Source organism: Sphingomonas sp. BL-S-29 (assembly GCF_055521495.1).
Genome location: NZ_CM145482.1, coordinates 3204720 through 3221551 on the forward strand (window position 1 = coordinate 3204720; position 16832 = coordinate 3221551).

Below are 16832 nucleotides of genomic sequence, written 5' to 3' on the forward strand. Positions count from 1 at the left end.
GGTGCTGCCTCGGCTCTCCCTCGGCGCCGATCTCGCCGTTCACCGCGCGCGCGTCACCGGGTGGCGCGCGTCGCGGGGAGAGGCCGAGCGCTGGCTGGAGGGGGTGCCGGTCGCGTCGCTCGGGCTCGATCCGGACGAGATTCTCTACGTCCCGCGGCTGCGCGTCCGCGCCCCTGCTTCCGGTATAGGCGCGGCGCGGATGTCCGACCGCATCCTTGCCGAACTGCGCACGGTTCTCGGAGAAGCGGAGACCGGGTGGGGTCGGGGCTTCGTACCCGACCGCCCCTATCGCTTCACCAGCCGCGGCAAATATTCGGCTTGGCTGATCCGCTTGTGGATTGGCGAGAGTTCGACTGCCGCAAGGGAGGCGTTCCGCAGGGCGACCGGCCAGCCGAGCCTCGTCCAGTGGCAACGCACCACCCTGCTCCGCGATGGCCCCGCACTGCTGACGACGATCGCCCGCCTGGCCGAGATCGGCATTGCCGCCCGCTGGATCGCACGCTTCGAACCAGCCGACATCGCGCTGGCGCACCGCGCGATCGAGGCGAGCTTCGCACTGCCGCTCTCCGCCCCGACCAGAACGGATCGTGACGCCCCGCCGCTCGATAGCCTCCGCCCGCGAACCAACCCCTTCACGGCCCCAGTTGCATTGCTTCGCGAAACCGCCACCTGGCTGGTCGAGCATCGCAACGAGTGGCGGGCCCTGCCCGAGCCCGCACGCGCCCTGCTCCTCGCCACGGCGGCGCTCGCACGCAAACCCGCCATCGCATCCCGAGATCCCGAGGCCGTCGCGACGGCGATCCTGGCCGTCGCCGCTGAGCCGGCGCTTCTCACCCCGGAACGCAAGGTTGATGCGGCGACACCACCGCCCGCTGGCGCCCGAGCGCAACCGCGCCCCAATGTCGCGCCCGCGCTACGGCCGAAGCCAGGGCTGGTTCCATCGATGGATTTGCGGCATGCGGCCAGCCCGCGCCACGACATGGACGTCAGTTCGCTTCCAGGTGCCTCGAAACACATTGCGCGCGCCCCGAGTGACGCGGTCGTGCAGCACTTCCTCCCGCAAACTGCGACCGCCCCGGAGACGCGCCATCACATCCGGCAGCCTGCCCTCCCCGCCACGCTCCTCGCGCCCGACGTCCGATTCTCGACGGAGTTCGGTGGCCTGTTGTTCCTGGTGAACGCCTTTGTCGCGCTTGGTCTCTACCCCGATTTCACCCAGCCAAAGGGCAAGCGTCTCGAGCCATCGCCCCTCTGGCTGGCGGACCGTATCGGCCGCTACTGGTTCGGCACGCGCTATCGACGCGATCCGCTTGCCAACTGGATCGCCGCTCACGCCGAAAACGGTCGGCTCCCACGGAAATGGCGCATCGAGCGCGACTGGCTCGCCGGTTTCGAAACATCCGCGCCTCGCCGCATGACACGTCGCCGCGACCACGCCACCGTGTGGCATCCCGCTGGCTTCCCGCTCTTCGATGGCCGCGAACGCGATCTGCAACCACGAGAGCGTCGTGCCCGCCTCGCTTCGAGGTCACCTGCACGCCTTCCGCTGATCGACCGCTGGGCGGCTTGCCTCGCGCTATATCTGAACGCCCGCATCGAGCATCTCACCGGTGCCGGCCTGGCGCTCCTGACCCAGCCTGCCCGCATCGAAAGCTGCGATCTCGATCTGCGGGCAGTCTTCGGCCTCGATCGGCACCCGATCGAACTCCGCCTCGCCGGGCTCGATCGTAATCCAGGCTGGCAGCCGGCGGAGGGGCGCTCGATCGCCTTCGCGTTCGAATGACCAAACGATTCACCTCACTCGCTCCGGGCATCGCGAGCCATTTCCGGCTCACTTTGTTCGGCACCGTTCTGCGCCTCGCCGAGCTGATCGCGCCGGACGATCGCCCGGCCTTCCTCACCGACTATCTCGACGAATGTGCCGAACTCTGGGGTGGGCCGCGCTCGCCCACCGCCGCCGAATGGGCTGATGCCATGGACAGCTGGGCAAGCGCCTCTCCCGGCCTTCCCTTCACACGCCTGACGTCCGGCCGCCCGGCGCTGCACCGTCATCTGATCGCGACCATCGCGCTGATCGAGGAAGATCCCGGCTTCGCCCTGCTGGCCGAAGCAACGCCAGGCTTTGCCACGCTGGGCGGCCTCACCGCGCTGTGGCGCGAGGCAGTTCCCGGCCGCGAGGGCGGCGCCGTGCGCGATCTGCTGCTCGAGATGATCGCCGGGGGTGTCGTTACCGTCACCGATCCCCAGGCGGCGCGTCCCGACTGGCAGTTGCGCCTCGCCAACCCGCTGCTCGACCTGTTGTCGGGTGCACTTCCCCGCCTCGATGGCGCGCTGTTCGAGCCGTGCGGCACTCTTTCCGATCCGGCAGGCTGGGTCGGCGATCCTGATCCCGCCAACCTCGCCCAGATGCTCGCCGCGAACCGCAGCACCCTGTTGCTGGTCCGCGGCCCACGCAACAACGGCCGGCGCACGTTGCTCCGTACCGCCGCGCGCCGTGCCGGACTGAATGTGCTGACGGTCGCGCCCGCGCTGCTCACTGATCCGGCCTTGTGGCGCACCGCCGGCGCGCTCGCTCATGCCGGCAACGCCCTGATCCTCGCCGAACTCCAGCCTGCGCCGGGCGAGACGATAGAACTCCCGTCGCACCCCCTGTTCGCCGGCCCGATCGGCGTAGTGACGGGCATGATCGGCGGCGTCCGCGCTGCCGGCACCGCCCCGACCATCATGATCCCGCGCCCCATGCCCGACGCTGCCGATCGCGAAGCCCAATGGCGCGCCCTCGGCCTGGCGCCGCTCGCCGTCACGCTATCCGAGCTCTCCCTCACCTCAGGCAATATCCGCCGCGCGGCCGAAGGCGCCGCCAGCCGCGCAACCCTTGCCGGCCACCCCGCCATCGCGCGCGACGACGTAATCACCGCCCTGCGCGACCTGCGTGACGCCGGCCTGGACGCGCTCGCCACGCCGATCGAGAACGGTGCGCCCGAGCCGCTCCAGCTCGAAACCCAGGACGCCGCCGAGTTCGACGCGCTGATCCTGCGTTGCCGTCACCGCGAGGCATTGGGCGAGCCCGGCGGCGGACGCGGCGTCCGCGCGCTGTTCGCCGGCCCCAGCGGCACGGGCAAGACGCTCGCCGCGCGCCACATCGCCGCATCGCTCGGCAAGGACCTGTACCGCATCGATCTCGCCGCGACGGTCAGCAAATATATCGGGGAGACCGAAAAGAGCCTCGAACGCGCGCTGTCCGCGGCTGAATCGCTCAATATCGTGCTGCTGCTCGACGAAGGTGACGCCCTGATGGCGCGGCGCACCGACGTTTCTTCGTCGAACGACCGCTACGCCAATCTCGAGACCAACTTCCTGCTGCAGCGGATCGAATCCTTCGACGGCATCCTGGTCGTCACCAGCAACGACGCCGACCGGATCGACCCCGCTTTCTCGCGCCGCATGGATGCCGTTCTCGCCTTCCGACCGCCCGACGAAATCCGGCGCCACGACATCCTGCGCCAGTTGCTCGGCGAGCACCGCGTGTCGCCTGGACTGCTCCATGACATCGCCTGTCGCTGCGCGCTGAGCGGTGGCCAGCTGCGCAACGTGGCAATGCATGCCCGGCTGCTCGCCTTCGACGCCGGCCTGCCGATCGGCGACGCCGATCTTCGCCAGGCAGTGGTGCGCGAATATCGCAAGACCGGCGATTATTGCCCCCTGAAGCTGCCGCTCGCGGCCGTCGGCTGACATGGCCGAAAGTGCGCGCCAGGCGAAGGCCGAAGAGACGCGCAGCACCGTGCGCGCCATCCAGCCGGCCCGTGCGACCGTCGCCCGCTCGGCACTCGACAACAGCCGCTCTACCCTGCTCAGCAAGCGCACCATCCAGCCCTCGATGCGCGTATCGCAGCCAAGCGACGCGGCGGAGGTGGAGGCTGACCGGGTCGCCCGGGCCGTCGTCTCGATGCCGGCGCCCGCGCCAGATGCGACTCATCGCAGTGGGCCGATGCTCCACCGCGCCGCCGCGCCAGCCGCGAAAAAGACCCCGAGAGCCGGCGCCGACCCGGATGTCGAGAAGGAAGTCCGCAAGGCCGCAACCGGCGGCGCCGCGCTGCCCGCCAAGGTCCGCAAGACGCTGGAACCCCGCTTCCGTGCCAGTTTCGCCGGGGTGCGCATCCACACCGACGGCAATGCCGCCAAGCTCTCCGCCAAGCTCGGCGCGCGCGCCTTCACCTTCGGCAACCACATCTTCTTCGGCGGCGGGGCGTATGACCCAAACAGCAAGGGCGGCATGGAGTTGCTCGCGCACGAGCTGACTCACACCATTCAGCAGGGCGAGACGATTCAGCGCAAGGCGGACCCGGCCGCCGAGACCCGTGTGGAGCAGCGCACCGAACGCCAGGCCAGCCGCCTGGGTCTCAGCGACGCGCTCAACTTCTTTGCCGACGCCGCCAATGCCATCCCCGGCTTCCGCATGTTCACCATCCTGATCGGCGTGAACCCGATCAACATGAGCGCGGTCGAGGCGAGCGCCGCCAACATCCTGCGCGCGATCGTCGAGTTCCTGCCCGGCGGCAACGTCATCACCCGCGTGCTCGACAGCTACGGCATCTTCGACAAGGTCGGCGGCTGGATCGAAGGGCAGCTCAAGTCGCTCGGCATCAGCGGCGCCTCGATCAAGGCCGCGATCGACAAGTTCCTCGAATCCCTCAGCTGGAAAGACATCTTCAACCTCGGCGCAGTGTGGGAGCGCGCCAAGTCGATCTTCACCGATCCGATCAGCAAGATCATCTCCTTCGCCAAGTCCCTGTTCAGCGAAATCCTGCGCATGGTCCGCGAGGCGGTGCTGCGACCGCTCGCCGCCCTTGCCGAAGGGTCGGCCGGCTATCCGCTGCTCAAGGTGGTGATCGGCTTCGACCCCGTAACCGGCGAAGCGGTCCAGCCGACTGCCGAGGCAGTGATCGGCGGCCTGCTGACCCTGGTCGGCCAGGAGGAGCTGTGGGCGAACATCCAGCGCGCCAAGGCGATCCCGCGCGCCTGGGCCTGGTTCAAGGGCGCGATGGGCGGCATCAAGGCGCTGGTCTCCAGCATCCCCAGCCGCTTCATCGCCGCGCTCAAGGGCCTCGAGATCATGGATTTCGTGGTGCTGCCCAGCGCCTTCATCAAGCTCGCCAAGGTGTTCGGCAACTTCATGGTCGATTTCGGCTCATGGGCGCTCGGCACCGTGATCGACCTGCTCAAGATCATCGTCGAGGTCGTGGCACCGGGCGCAATGCCCTACATCGCCAAGGCCGGCGCTGCCTTCAACAAGATCCTCAAGAACCCGGTCGGCTTCGTCCAGACGCTGGTCCGTGCCGGCAAGCTCGGCCTCAACCAGTTCGCCGGCAATTTCCTTACCCATCTCAAGGCGTCGCTGATCGGCTGGCTCACCGGCGCGATGGGCGGTGCCGGGGTCTATATCCCGCAAGGTTTCTCGGCCGGCGAACTCCTGAAATTCGCGCTGTCGGTGCTCGGTCTCACCTGGGGGCATCTCCGGCCGAGACTGGTGGCGCTGAGCAGCGAGACCATCGTCAAGGGGCTCGAAGAAGGCTTCGCACTGGTCAAGACTCTGGTGAAGGAGGGTCCGGCCGCGGCGTGGCAACAGCTCGTCGAGACGCTTACCAACCTCAAGGACATGGTCATCGACCAGGTCATGGCGTTCGTGAAAGGCAAGATCGTCGAGGTGGCGATCACCAAGCTGGCGATGATGCTGAGCCCGGCGGGCGCGCTGATCCAGGCGATCATCTCGATCTACAACACCGTCATGTTCTTCATCGAGCGGCTGCAGCAGATCGGTCAGGTCGCCGCCAGCTTCATCGATTCGATCGCGACCATCGCCGCGGGCAATATCGGTCCCGCCGCCAACCGCGTCGAGAAGACCATGGCGGGACTGCTGACGCTGGTCGTCAGTTTCCTCGCCCGGTTCGCCGGGTTCGGCAAGGTCGCCACGGTGGTCAACAATCTGATCGAGAAGGTGCGCGCGCCGATCTTCAAGGCGTTCGACCGTGTCGCGGGCTGGATCATCGCGCAGGCGAAGAAGCTCGGTAAACTCATCGCCGGCGGCGCCAAAAAGGCCGTCGCTGCCTTTACCAAGCCGGCCGACGGCGAGGTCGGATCACGCGAAAGCTTCAGCGGCGGGGACGAAAGCCACAGCATGTGGGTCGATGTTTCGGGTGGTTCGCCCCGCCTGATGATGGCCAGCGTCACCAAGCCGCTGTCCCAGCACCTGATCGATTTCGGCAAGCGTGCGAAAAACATCAAGGCGAAGAAGAAAAAAAGCGACACGCTGAAATGGATTGCTGACATCACGCCCGATGTCGGTGTCATCGAGCAAAAGGCCGCCAAGGCCGCGCCCTCTTCGACTTTGCCCGTCGCCAAGAAGACCGACCTCGATGCCGAGATCACCAAGCTGGAGAAGAAGATCGCCGACAAGCTCGGCAAGATTCTCGCCAACATGAAGGAGACAGTCCCCGAAAAGGTCGATCCTCCGATCTCCGTGAAGTTCAAGATGGGCGACAAGCTCAACCCGACCGACCACAAGAAGGAATATGACCGGCAATTGCTCATGCAGGAGAGTGCCATCAAGGGCATGACGATCCGGCAATGGATGTCGAACCGGGCGCGCTTTGCGAAGCGCGGTCGCGATCCGCGGTCGGCCGGTGCGCAGCGGAAGGAGCGCGAGGTCATCCAGGTCGCGATCGAAGCGCGCCTCACCAAGCCCGCCAAGAGCCCGACCACCAATCCGAAGCTCGGCGATCACGAGAAGAATGGCATCAAGGCGATCTTTGCGGCCGGAACCGACGACCAGCGCAATAACGGGTTCGGCGCTGTTGCCGCGGCCAATCGTGCCGCCACCTGGATGAGGGGACAGCGAGCGCTCCATTCGCCAGACCAGGTCGGCGGCGGCGAACATGACGACCTGACCGGCATGGGCCTCACCGCAGTCAATTCCAGCATCGGGTCCAACTGGGGCCAGGGCTTGGCCGACAAGCTGGAGGCAGACACCAAGGCATGGCTCGGCGGCACCGGTCCGGGCCGGCCGGTCGACGAAGAATGGTATCATTTCGTCAAGATGGGCGTTTCGCTAAAGCTCTGAGGAGAATTGCCGTGCCCGCACCGTTCGACCCCATCGCAAAATTCGACAAGCAGTTCGGCAAGCCGACCAGCGTGACTGGTTTTGCCGCGGCTGACGAGAAACGGCTCGGAAGGCGCCTTCCGGAAACGCTGTTGAAGCTTTTGCGGCGCGATGGGTTCGCGTCCTATTCGACGCAACTGCTGTGGACATGCGATCCGGACGAGTGGAACGGGCCGGTCGGGCCGTGGCGGCCATCGAAAAAGGCCGAAGTCTTCATGCGATCGTCCTTTGGTCATTTTTTTCTGTGGGACGGGCAATATTGCTGGTTCGCGGACGCGCCAGAGGCGGAGACGACCTTCGCCACGGACGATATCGACTGGTTTCTCGGCAGGTTTCTCAACAAGCCGTTCCTGGATGATCTGGGGCTCGTCCCCGATACCGCCCGGGCTCACAAGGAAGCCGGCGACCTTGCCGAGGACGAGATCTACATGTGGACGCCAGCACTTGCCCTTGGCGGTTCGAAAGCAGAGTCGACGATCGAGAAGTCGCAGGCGAAGCCCGGGCTTGCGCTCCTCGCCGATCTGACCTCGATCTCAATCGAGAAAATCTGACGTTACCGGGCAGGTCGATCACCGCGGTGCTGGGTAATTCTCGCCTTCCCCGGTTCGCTGATTGATCACCCGCATGCGACGATCGGGCCAGATCGACACGTCGAGCGAATAGCCGCCGTCCTCCGCCCCCTCAGGGTTCGCGATGAAGTCGGCCGGCCGGTTCACTTCGGGGCTCTTGGTCGCATAGTGAAGCTGCCACACCACCGGGTGTGACGGCGCCGCCGCGATCGTCTGGAACACGCGCGCATCGCCGCCCTTGGTCGCGCCATTGGCCATCAGCGCGACACGCGGCTGAAGCGCCGCCAACAGTGGCGGCGTGGTGCTCAACTGCGATCCGTGATGCGACACGACCAGCAGGTCGGCGCGGCCTAGCCGGTTGACCGGGCAGACCAGCCCGATCTCCACATCGGCGGTAAGGTCGGCCAGGCTCACGATCCGCGCCTTGCCATAGCTGGCGACGACGCCGATCGAGCGGGGATTCTCCTCGCCGCCATTGCCCATGTCGGGCAGCCTCGGTGCATCGCAACCCGGCGTCGGCCCGCCCGCTCCCTTCAGCGCGCCCGGCACCAGACCGCGATCCGCCGAGACGATATCGAGCGTGAGCGGCCCGACCGTGATCCTGTCGCCCGCCTTCACGCTGCGGTGTTTGCGCCCACCCAGCAGCGCCTCGTAGCGCGCGTAGAGCGACGCCGTCGCCGTCGGCCCCGGCACCGTGCCGGCCGGCGCCAGTTCACGGTTGGGGCCATGGTCGATGATCTCGCCGACCGGCATCGCCGCGAGCAGGTCCTGCACGCCACCGACATGGTCGAGATGGTAATGGGTGATGATCAGATAATCGATCCGACTTATCCCCAGCATCTTCGCCGCCGCGGCGATCCGGGTCGCGCTCGATTGATCCACCGGCGTGCCGCGATTCCCGGCCGGCCAACCGGTATCGAGCAGAACCGACTGACCCTGCGGGGTAACGAACAGCGTGCCGCCCCCGCCCTCCATGTCGATCGATACGACACGGAGCGGCTTGGCCGGCGCGGCAACCGCCGACACTGACGCTGTCGCGGCAAGCAGCAACATCGCCGCCAGCGCGCGCGCCATGTTGCCATGTCGGATAGTCGTCACAGGCGTACTCCCCTCGAGCCTCCGGTCGCATCGCCGGCACGGTTTGCTCATCCTACTAGCGCACCATGCACATCACAATCCTTGTATACAACAATGACGCCGTGTTCATGATTGCTGAAACGCGACGACATTCTCTCCAATGTCCCGTACGACCTTGCAAAAAACCGCCAATCGTCGTTCCATCCTTGTGCGATACACCTCTTGTCCGTTCAGCGTTGTGCAACCTTGCATACATGAATAGGAGGCAAGGCGCGGCGACAAGCCCCGGGAAGCTGTCCCTCACTGGAGTTCATGACAATGCGGATCAAGCGTGGTTTTGCAGCAGGTGCTGCCCTTCTGACCCTTGGGCTCCTGGCGGGCCACGGCCTGTCGGCCCAGCCACCGGTCGCGATGCCGGATGCCCAGGTTCCCCCGCCTGGCCCGGGCCTGGACCTCATCAACAAGAATTGCAGCGGGTGCCACACCACCGCGACGATCTTCTCGCAGCGCAAGAGCGCGGATGACTGGGCCGCCACGGTCCAGCTGATGGTCGATCGCGGCGCCGAGCTGAAGTCCGAAGAGCAGGACGCCGTCATCGACTATCTCACGAAGAACTTCGCCGACTCTCCCGCTGCCCCCAAGGCTGCGGCACCGGCGACCCCCGTTACCTGAGATCAAAAGGGGCGGGTCCGCTCGCGCGGCCCCGCCCCCATCCGTTTCCGCTATTTGCGAACGCCAAGCGCGTAGACCCGCGCATCGTGCGACACGAGATACACCTTGCCTAGTGCCACAACCGGCTGGCTAAAATGGGTCCAGTCCTTGATCGCGTCCTTGCTCGAATAGAGCTGCTTTCCGCTCTCGGCATCGAATGCATAAAGGATCATGTTGCCGACCGGCGTCGATCGGTATTTCGCTGACGCCGCCGTCGCGCTGTTCAGGCGTGATCCGTCCGACAGGGTCGGGTTCTGTATCGCCTGGCCACCGGTCTGGGTGGCGTAGACCACGCCGTTCGCCACGACGGGCGGATCGGGCATGATCATGTTGCCGGAGATCCATTCCGGGCTCAGCGAGATCTTGTCGCCGTCGTTCACCACCTGGAACGCCATGATGCTACCATTGGGCGATTCCCCGGCATCGCTCCTGAACGCCGGCGCGAATTTGGAGCGCGGGCCCCACATCGGCAGATAGAGGTACCGCTTGCCCTCGGGATTCTCATAGGTCGTGACCGCACCCCAGACGCCCTGGCTCGGGTCGGTGCCGGCCGCCGCGTCATTGCCGAGTTGCGGCGACTTGTAGACGAACTGCTGGTGGTTCTTCGCCTGCCCGCCGCCCATGTCGTTGGCATCGAGCAGATAGAGGATGCCTTCCTTCTGCGCGGTCGCGACCAGGGTCTTGCCGCCGAACGGAAACACCACCGGGCTGGCCGAACCCGCCAGATCGTGCGCGAAGATATATTTGAAATTCTCCGGCGTGAACGAATCCGCCACGCGCGTCGCCTTGGGCGTCAGCTTCATGATCGTGTCGCCCCAGCTTCCCGCCGGCGGATCGTACAGCCCGTCCGAGGTCTGGAAGATCACCGTGTTGCCCGGCCCGCGCGCAAGCCCGCCACGGCCCCACGGGCCGGCCGGCCGGCCACCGCTGGTGTAGAAACGCGTTAGCTCCGGCTTGGCGAGGTCGCGCACATCGACCGCGGTGACGGCGGACGGATCAGTCATGACCGGAGGCCCGGCCGGAGCCGCCGCCGCCGCCGCGTTCCGCCGCACGATCGGCGCGACCGCCGATGCCATGGCTGACCGCGGATCCTGCACTTCGCCACAGGCGCGGCCGCTGGTGGTGTAGACGATGTCGTCGATCAGGTTCAGGCTCCAGGCGCGCGTGAAAGGCGCCACCATCTCGATCGGCGCCATCTTCTCGGCGCCGTCGCCCAGGCTCAGCGCGCGCAGCTTGCCGTCGCTCGGAATGAAGAAGATCAGGCCGCGCGCCTTGTCGACCACCGGGGTCGCGTTCGCCGTGTTCGGGCAGAGCCAGGTGGCGTTCTTCTTCGCCGTGATCGGGTTCGGGAAACTCTTCTGCCACAGTGCCGCGCCGCTATCGGCATCGAGCGCGAACAGCGTGTCGTCGGCGCCGAGCAGGTAGATGACGTTCTTGGCGCCCTGCGGCGTCTCGACGCCGGCGGCAATGATCGGCGACGTCAGCGTCGACAACACCACGTCGGTAACCGGTGTCGAAAGCTTGGTGCTCCATTGCAGCTTCAGCTTCGCCACATTCTTCTTGTCGAGGGTCTTTTCGCCCCGGTTCCACGCGCTCCGCTCCTGGTCATATCCCCAGGTCGTCCAGTCGTTCGCCGCCTCGGTTGCGGCTGCAGCGGGTGCCGCCTGTTGCGCCTGCGCTCCGGCGGGAACGGCAAGCGCGGCGATCATGACCGGAACGAGCGGAAGATATTTTCTGGACATCGCTGCCTCTTGTGACGGGTGAAGTACGCCGTGAGAAGGAGTCCCTCAGGGCGACGCGAAACGCTCACCGGCGGCCTGTCCATCCGGTATACATGTTTTGATGAGGCACTCGGTTTTTGATGTCAATGTTGTTGTCCGAAGGCCGGTTTCATGGATTCCGGAACCTGATTTTTCGTACCGCGCCTGAAAATGAGAGCGGTAACGGCTGGCGCTCGTATTTAGGCCTAATGGCAATATATATGTTTGATAAATAATAATATATAGCACCACAAATGGCGACAAATCCGGGGATTTGACCGCACCTTGTGGCCCTAAAACCACACTATTTCACCCCGTTCCGAAAGCTCGAACACGTGTGTTGACGCCTCACTTTCGGGATGTATACAAGATTCGCGAACAGGCCGAATCCGGTCAAATCCAGGTAGGGGATGCACGTTGTCGAAGGTATTGATGAATCTCGCCCGTGGTGGATCGAAGATGGCGCTGGGCACTGCCCTGTGCATCGCCGCCATGCCGGCCTGGGCGCAGACGGCGCCAGGCGCGGAGGCGACCCAGGTGACGCCGGCGGCACCGCTCCCCGCCGCCGATGACGAGAGCGCCGCAGAACCCCAGCAGGACATCGTCGTCACGGGTACCAGCATCCGCGGCGTCGCGCCGATCGGGTCGAATCTCGTCGCGGTCGGCGCGGAAGCGCTGCATGACACCGGTGCACAGACTGTCACCGGCGCGCTCGCCTCGGTCCCGTCGCTCAGCGGCATCACCGGTCAGGGCAACACCTCGGCTTTCTATCAGCCCAGCATCCACCAGCTCGGCGCCAGCGCCAGCAACTCCACCCTGGTGCTGATCGACGGCCATCGCGGCCCGACGGGCGGCACCAACCATACGTTCCTCGATCCCAACATCGTGCCCAACATCATGCTGGAGCGCGTCGAGGTCCTCGCCGAGGGCGCGTCTTCGGTCTATGGGTCGGACGCGGTCGCCGGGGTCATCAACTTCATCACGCGTAAGCGCTTCGACGGCGTCCAGGCCGAAGGTTCGGTCACCCTGCGCAATGGCACGACCGGCTATCAGGCGGGCCTGCTCGCCGGCCAGACCTGGGATCGCGGCTGGGCCGTGATCGGCGCGCAGTACAGCTATCAGGACAATCTGCGGAACGCCGACCGCGACTTCACCAATCCGAACCATATCCCGCAGGGTGGCACCAGCTTCCTCACGCGCAGCTGCTCGCCGGCCGGCGTCCAGCCCAACGGCGCGGGCGGCATCTATTACGGGCCCTATACGGGCACGGCGCAGCCGAATGCCGCGGCTAGCTACCCCTGCACGAGCTGGGGCGTGACTGACCTTGTCGGCAAGGAAGAGCGCCAGAGCGTGATGGGCAAGGTCAGCTTCGATGTTACCGACAAGCTGACGATCGGCCTCGACCTGCTCTATGCCCGCCGCCGCAACGATACGCTGCAGGGCGCCGGCACTGTCCAGGCCACTGTCTTCCGCACTGGCGCGCAGGCGAACCCCTTCTATGTCAACCCGACCGGCGTTACCGGCGCCGCGGCCGACAAGCAGACCGTCACCTGGGATGCGACCGATCTGGTCGGCCCGGCCCATGGCCGCTCCGATTCCGACTCGATGTATGCCAACTTCACGGCGGCCTACGAGATCACTGACGACTGGCATGCGGACTTCCTCGCCAGTGTCGGCCGCGACGAGAGCACGACCTACACCACTGGCGCGATCAACAGCAGCGTCGCCAACCTGGCGCTGAACGGCACCACCAATGGCGCTGGCTCGCTAACCCAGATATCGATCCCCGGCACCACCACCATCGTCACGCAATTGCCCCTGACGGCGGACAATGCGCTCGACGTGTGGAACCCGGCCGGCCCGACCAACCGCACGTCGGCGGCGACGATCGCGCGGCTGCTCGACAACGCCAACCGCCTCCGTGCGACCAGCGGCTATCAGCAGATCCGCGCCAGCGCGAGCGGCTCGCTGTTCGATCTGCCGGCTGGCCCCGTCAAAGTCGCGTTCGGCGCCGAGCTGCTCAAGACTCAGCTCAGCCAGTTCGTGTCGCGCGCCAACAACAGCGGCCCGGCCTCGCTCGGCTCGCAGCAGCTGTTCTTCCCGTTCGATCGCACCGTCTATTCGGGTTTCGTCGAGTTGAACGTGCCGATCGTTTCGCCGGAGATGGATACGTTCATCCGCCGCTTCGATATCTCGCTCGCCGGCCGCTACGATCATTATGACGATTTCGGCGAAACGACGAACCCGAAGATCGGCTTCAACCTCGAGCCGATCCAGGGCCTGCGCTTCCGCGGCAACTGGTCGACCTCGTTCGTGGCACCGCCGCTGACGATCATCGGCGACAAGTTCGGCGCCTTCGGCACTGCCGGCTGGAACACCCAGACCAACAACATCTCGGTGCCGACCGCCGCCTATCCCGACGTCGTCAAGATCCTGCCCGGCTGCGCCGGCCAGGCATTGTGCAACATCAGCACGCTGCAGGGCATCCAGAACACCACCGGCGACCCCAATGCCGGTCCGCAGGAAGGCAGCGGCTGGTCGCTCGGCTTCGATGTCGAGCCCTCGCTCGTCCCCGGTCTCCATGCCGCCTTCACCTATTGGAACACCGAGTTCACCGGTGGCGTGACCGGTCCGCAGCTCGCCAACGTGATCAACACGGCGTCGGCGCAATATCTGCTGACCTTCTACCCGAGCTGCGCCACCCCGGCGCAGATCGCGGCGGTGACGCAGGGCATTCCGCAGACCAACGTGACCGCGGCGTGCACCAGCTACATCTTCCACACGCTCAACACGAACTGGCTGAACCTGGACATCTCGGGCATCGATTACCAGATCGACTATGACTACCGCACCGACAGCGCCGGCACGTTCAGCATCGGTCTTTCGGGCACGGAGTTCACCAAGTTCGATCAGTCCTTCGGCTCCGGCCCGAAGTACAGCGTGCTCAACACCGCAGGCAACAACGGCACCTTCCCGTCGCTGAAGCGCAAGGCGCGTGCGTATCTCGGCTGGGCTGGCGGTGCCTTCTCGGCGCGCCTGTTCGCCAACTATACCGGCGGCTTCCGCAACTGGTCGTCGAGCACGGTCGCCCCGCTCACGCGGGACGCCAATGGCAACCCCAACGGCGGCGGCGACAAGGTGAAGGCACAGACCACGTTCGACTTGAACATGGCCTATGAATTCAAGGGCGGTTTCCTGAACGGCTCGCGCCTCTCGGTCTCCGGCCTCAACATCTTCGATCAGGACCCGCCCTTCTACAATACCGGTGCCGGCTATTACAGCCTGATCCACAACCCGTTCGGCCGCACCGTCACGGTCGCGCTGAAAGTGAAGTTCTAAGCGACCCCCCTCATGGCCCGCCTTCCCGATCCGGGAAGGCGGGCTTTTTTTGCTCTCCGGCGCTCGCGGAGTGAGGGAAGGTCCACGGAACCACACTGTAGGGGCTTCGGCCCCATGCTATTGAAGGCCCCCGCGCCGGCACGGTGCAACAAGGTGGATAGATGCTGAAAATCGGGTTCCTGGGCCTTGCCCTGCTTTCCACCACGGCCCTGGCGCAGGACGGCACCGACTGGCCCACCTATGGGCACGACAAGGGCGCGATGCGCCACTCGCCGCTCGCCCAGATCACGCCCGCCAATGTGAACGACCTGCAGATCGCCTGGGTCTATCGGATGAAGCCGGCCAATACCGAGGCGGCAACCGATATGGGCGAAGCTGCCCGCCGCGCCGCCGAAGGGGCCGGCGCCCAGCGCGCCTCGCAATTCGCCGGTTCGGAGATGACGCCGCTGGTCGTCGGCAACCGCATGTACATCTCCACCCCCTATTCCCGCGTCGCCGCGCTCGACGCGACCACGGGCAAGGAAATCTGGGTCCGCGAGATCCCCGGCCCCGGCCAGCCCTCGCTGCGCGGCGTCGAATATTGGGCCGGCGACGGCAGGACCGGCCCGCGCATCTTCTTCGGCACGCGCGACGGCCGGCTGATCGGCCTCGACGCCGCCACCGGCGCCTATGCGCCCGGCTTCGGCGAGAAGGGCGTCGTCAATCTGAAGACCGACGAGATCATGAACGGGTCGCCCGCCGCACAATATGGCATGACGACCCCGCCGATCGTGTTCAGGAACCTGATCATCACCGGCTCCTCGGTGCAGGAGAATCCGGCGCTCGGCGCGCGCGGCGACGTCCGCGCCTGGGATGCGCGCACCGGCAAGCTCGTCTGGACCTTCCACACCGTGCCCCGCAAGGGCGAGCTCGGCTACGACAGCTGGGCGCCGGGCAGCACGGAGAAGCGCTCGGGCGTCAATGTCTGGGGTTTCATGAGCCTCGATGCGAAGCGCGGCATCGTCTACCTGCCGATCGGCGCGCCGACGCATGATCGGTATGGCGGCGACCGCCACGGCGACAATCTGTTCGGCACGTCGCTGGTCGCGGCCGATGCGGCCACCGGCAAATATCTCTGGCACTTCCAGGTCGTGCATCACGACATCTGGGACATCGATCTCGAATCCGCGCCCCTGCTGTTCGACGCGAAGGTCGGCGGCAAGACCGTACCCGCGGTCGCGGTCGTCGCGAAGAACGCGCTGCTGTTCATGCTCAACCGGGTCACCGGCAAGCCGATCCATCCGGTCGAGGAGCGCCCCGTCCCGGCCAGCACCGTGCCGGGCGAGCGCGCCGCCCCTACCCAGCCCTTCCCGGTCACCCCGCCGCTCGCCCGCACGACCTTCTCGATCGAGAAGGACATCGCCGACGTCACGCCCGAGCTGAAAAGCTGGTGCGAGACCTGGATCAGGACCAACAACATGGCGGAGGGCGTGCAGTATCAGCCCATGCTGCCCGATCGTCCGCTGATCGTCTTCCCGGGCACCGAGGGCGGCTCCAACTGGGGCGGCGCGACCTTCGATCCGAAGACGGGCTATATCCTCGTCAACACCAACAATTTCGGCCAGGTCACCACCATGGTGAAGACCGACGGCCCGGTCGCCTGGATGCCCGGCGGCATCGGCGGTCGTTTCCAGCAGCCCGGCACCGGCCTGATGTGCCAGCGCCCGCCCTGGGGCCAGCTCAGCGCGGTCGACAGCAGGACCGGCAGGATCGTCTGGCAAAGCACGCTGGGCGTCACCGACAGCCTGCCCGAGGGCAAGCGCGACACCGGCCGCCACGGTACCGGCGGCGCGATCACCACCGCAGGCGGCCTGCTGTTCATCGGCTCGACCGACGATTCCCGCTTCCGTGCTTTCGAGATCGCGACGGGAAAGGAAGTCTGGACTCACAAGCTCGAGGCCTCGGCCCATGCGACGCCAATCTCCTATCGCGGCACTGACGGCCGGCAATATGTCGCGGTGGTCTCGACCGGCGGCAGCTATCACAACAGCCCGCGCACCAGCGACGCGCTGACGGCGTTCGCGCTGCCGAAGGGGCTTGCCCGCTGACGACCGGGACGCAGCGATTCAACGGAGCGAGATTTTGGTGCAGCCTTCCGGACATCCCGGGGGTGACTCGCATCCTGGCGGCTTTTCCTCATGCTCGACAGGTTGGAAATTTTTCGTTCGCCGCAGCGGAAAA

Annotated in this window: 9 protein-coding genes; 7 read left to right on the plus strand and 2 right to left on the minus strand. The window is 66.0% G+C overall.

From position 1 onward, the window contains the following. Position 1 precedes the first annotated feature (1 nt). Genes ACZ1I2_RS15250 through ACZ1I2_RS15265 form a run of 4 tightly spaced genes read left to right on the plus strand, consistent with a single transcriptional unit; the run spans position 2 to position 7707 of the window. Positions 2 to 1783 (plus strand): hypothetical protein, encoded by a 1782-nt coding sequence (locus ACZ1I2_RS15250; RefSeq protein ID WP_465176679.1) that lies wholly within the window; start codon positions 2 to 4, stop codon positions 1781 to 1783. Next, a complete protein-coding gene (locus ACZ1I2_RS15255; RefSeq protein ID WP_465176678.1) occupies positions 1780 to 3732 on the plus strand; it encodes an ATP-binding protein in 1953 nt (650 codons plus the stop codon). Before ACZ1I2_RS15250 ends, ACZ1I2_RS15255 begins: the two co-directional genes overlap by 4 nt. Position 3733: 1 nt before the next feature. Further along, entirely contained in the window at positions 3734 to 7117 is a 3384-nt protein-coding gene (locus tag ACZ1I2_RS15260) for an eCIS core domain-containing protein (RefSeq protein ID WP_465176677.1), read from the plus strand. Next, entirely contained in the window at positions 7033 to 7707 is a 675-nt protein-coding gene (locus ACZ1I2_RS15265; protein WP_465173293.1) for a GAD-like domain-containing protein, read from the plus strand. The genes ACZ1I2_RS15260 and ACZ1I2_RS15265 overlap by 85 nt, the downstream gene beginning before the upstream one ends. Positions 7708 to 7725: 18 nt before the next feature. On the opposite strand, the gene ACZ1I2_RS15270 is transcribed toward ACZ1I2_RS15265, so the two are convergent. Further along, positions 7726 to 8823, minus strand: a complete 1098-nt coding sequence (locus ACZ1I2_RS15270; protein WP_465176676.1) for a ComEC/Rec2 family competence protein — start codon at positions 8821 to 8823, stop codon at positions 7726 to 7728. 297 nt (positions 8824 to 9120) lie between these two features. Between ACZ1I2_RS15270 and ACZ1I2_RS15275 the strand changes: the two genes are divergently transcribed. Further along, on the plus strand, positions 9121 to 9474 hold the full coding sequence (locus ACZ1I2_RS15275) for a c-type cytochrome (protein ID WP_465176675.1): 354 nt from the start codon (positions 9121 to 9123) through the stop codon (positions 9472 to 9474). Between the two features lie 50 nt (positions 9475 to 9524). Here ACZ1I2_RS15275 and ACZ1I2_RS15280 read toward each other — a convergent pair whose 3' ends face one another. Continuing rightward, positions 9525 to 11255, minus strand: coding sequence for an outer membrane protein assembly factor BamB family protein (locus ACZ1I2_RS15280; protein WP_465176674.1), 1731 nt, complete (start codon positions 11253 to 11255; stop codon positions 9525 to 9527). Positions 11256 to 11690: 435 nt separating this feature from the next. Here ACZ1I2_RS15280 and ACZ1I2_RS15285 point away from each other — a divergent pair, with 435 nt between their 5' ends. Continuing rightward, positions 11691 to 14612 carry a TonB-dependent receptor domain-containing protein gene (locus ACZ1I2_RS15285; RefSeq protein WP_465176673.1) on the plus strand — a complete coding sequence of 974 codons (2922 nt, stop codon included), beginning with the start codon at positions 11691 to 11693 and terminating at the stop codon, positions 14610 to 14612. Between the two features lie 161 nt (positions 14613 to 14773). After that, positions 14774 to 16699 (plus strand): pyrroloquinoline quinone-dependent dehydrogenase, encoded by a 1926-nt coding sequence (locus ACZ1I2_RS15290; RefSeq protein ID WP_465176672.1) that lies wholly within the window; start codon positions 14774 to 14776, stop codon positions 16697 to 16699. Positions 16700 to 16832: the final 133 nt, after the last annotated feature.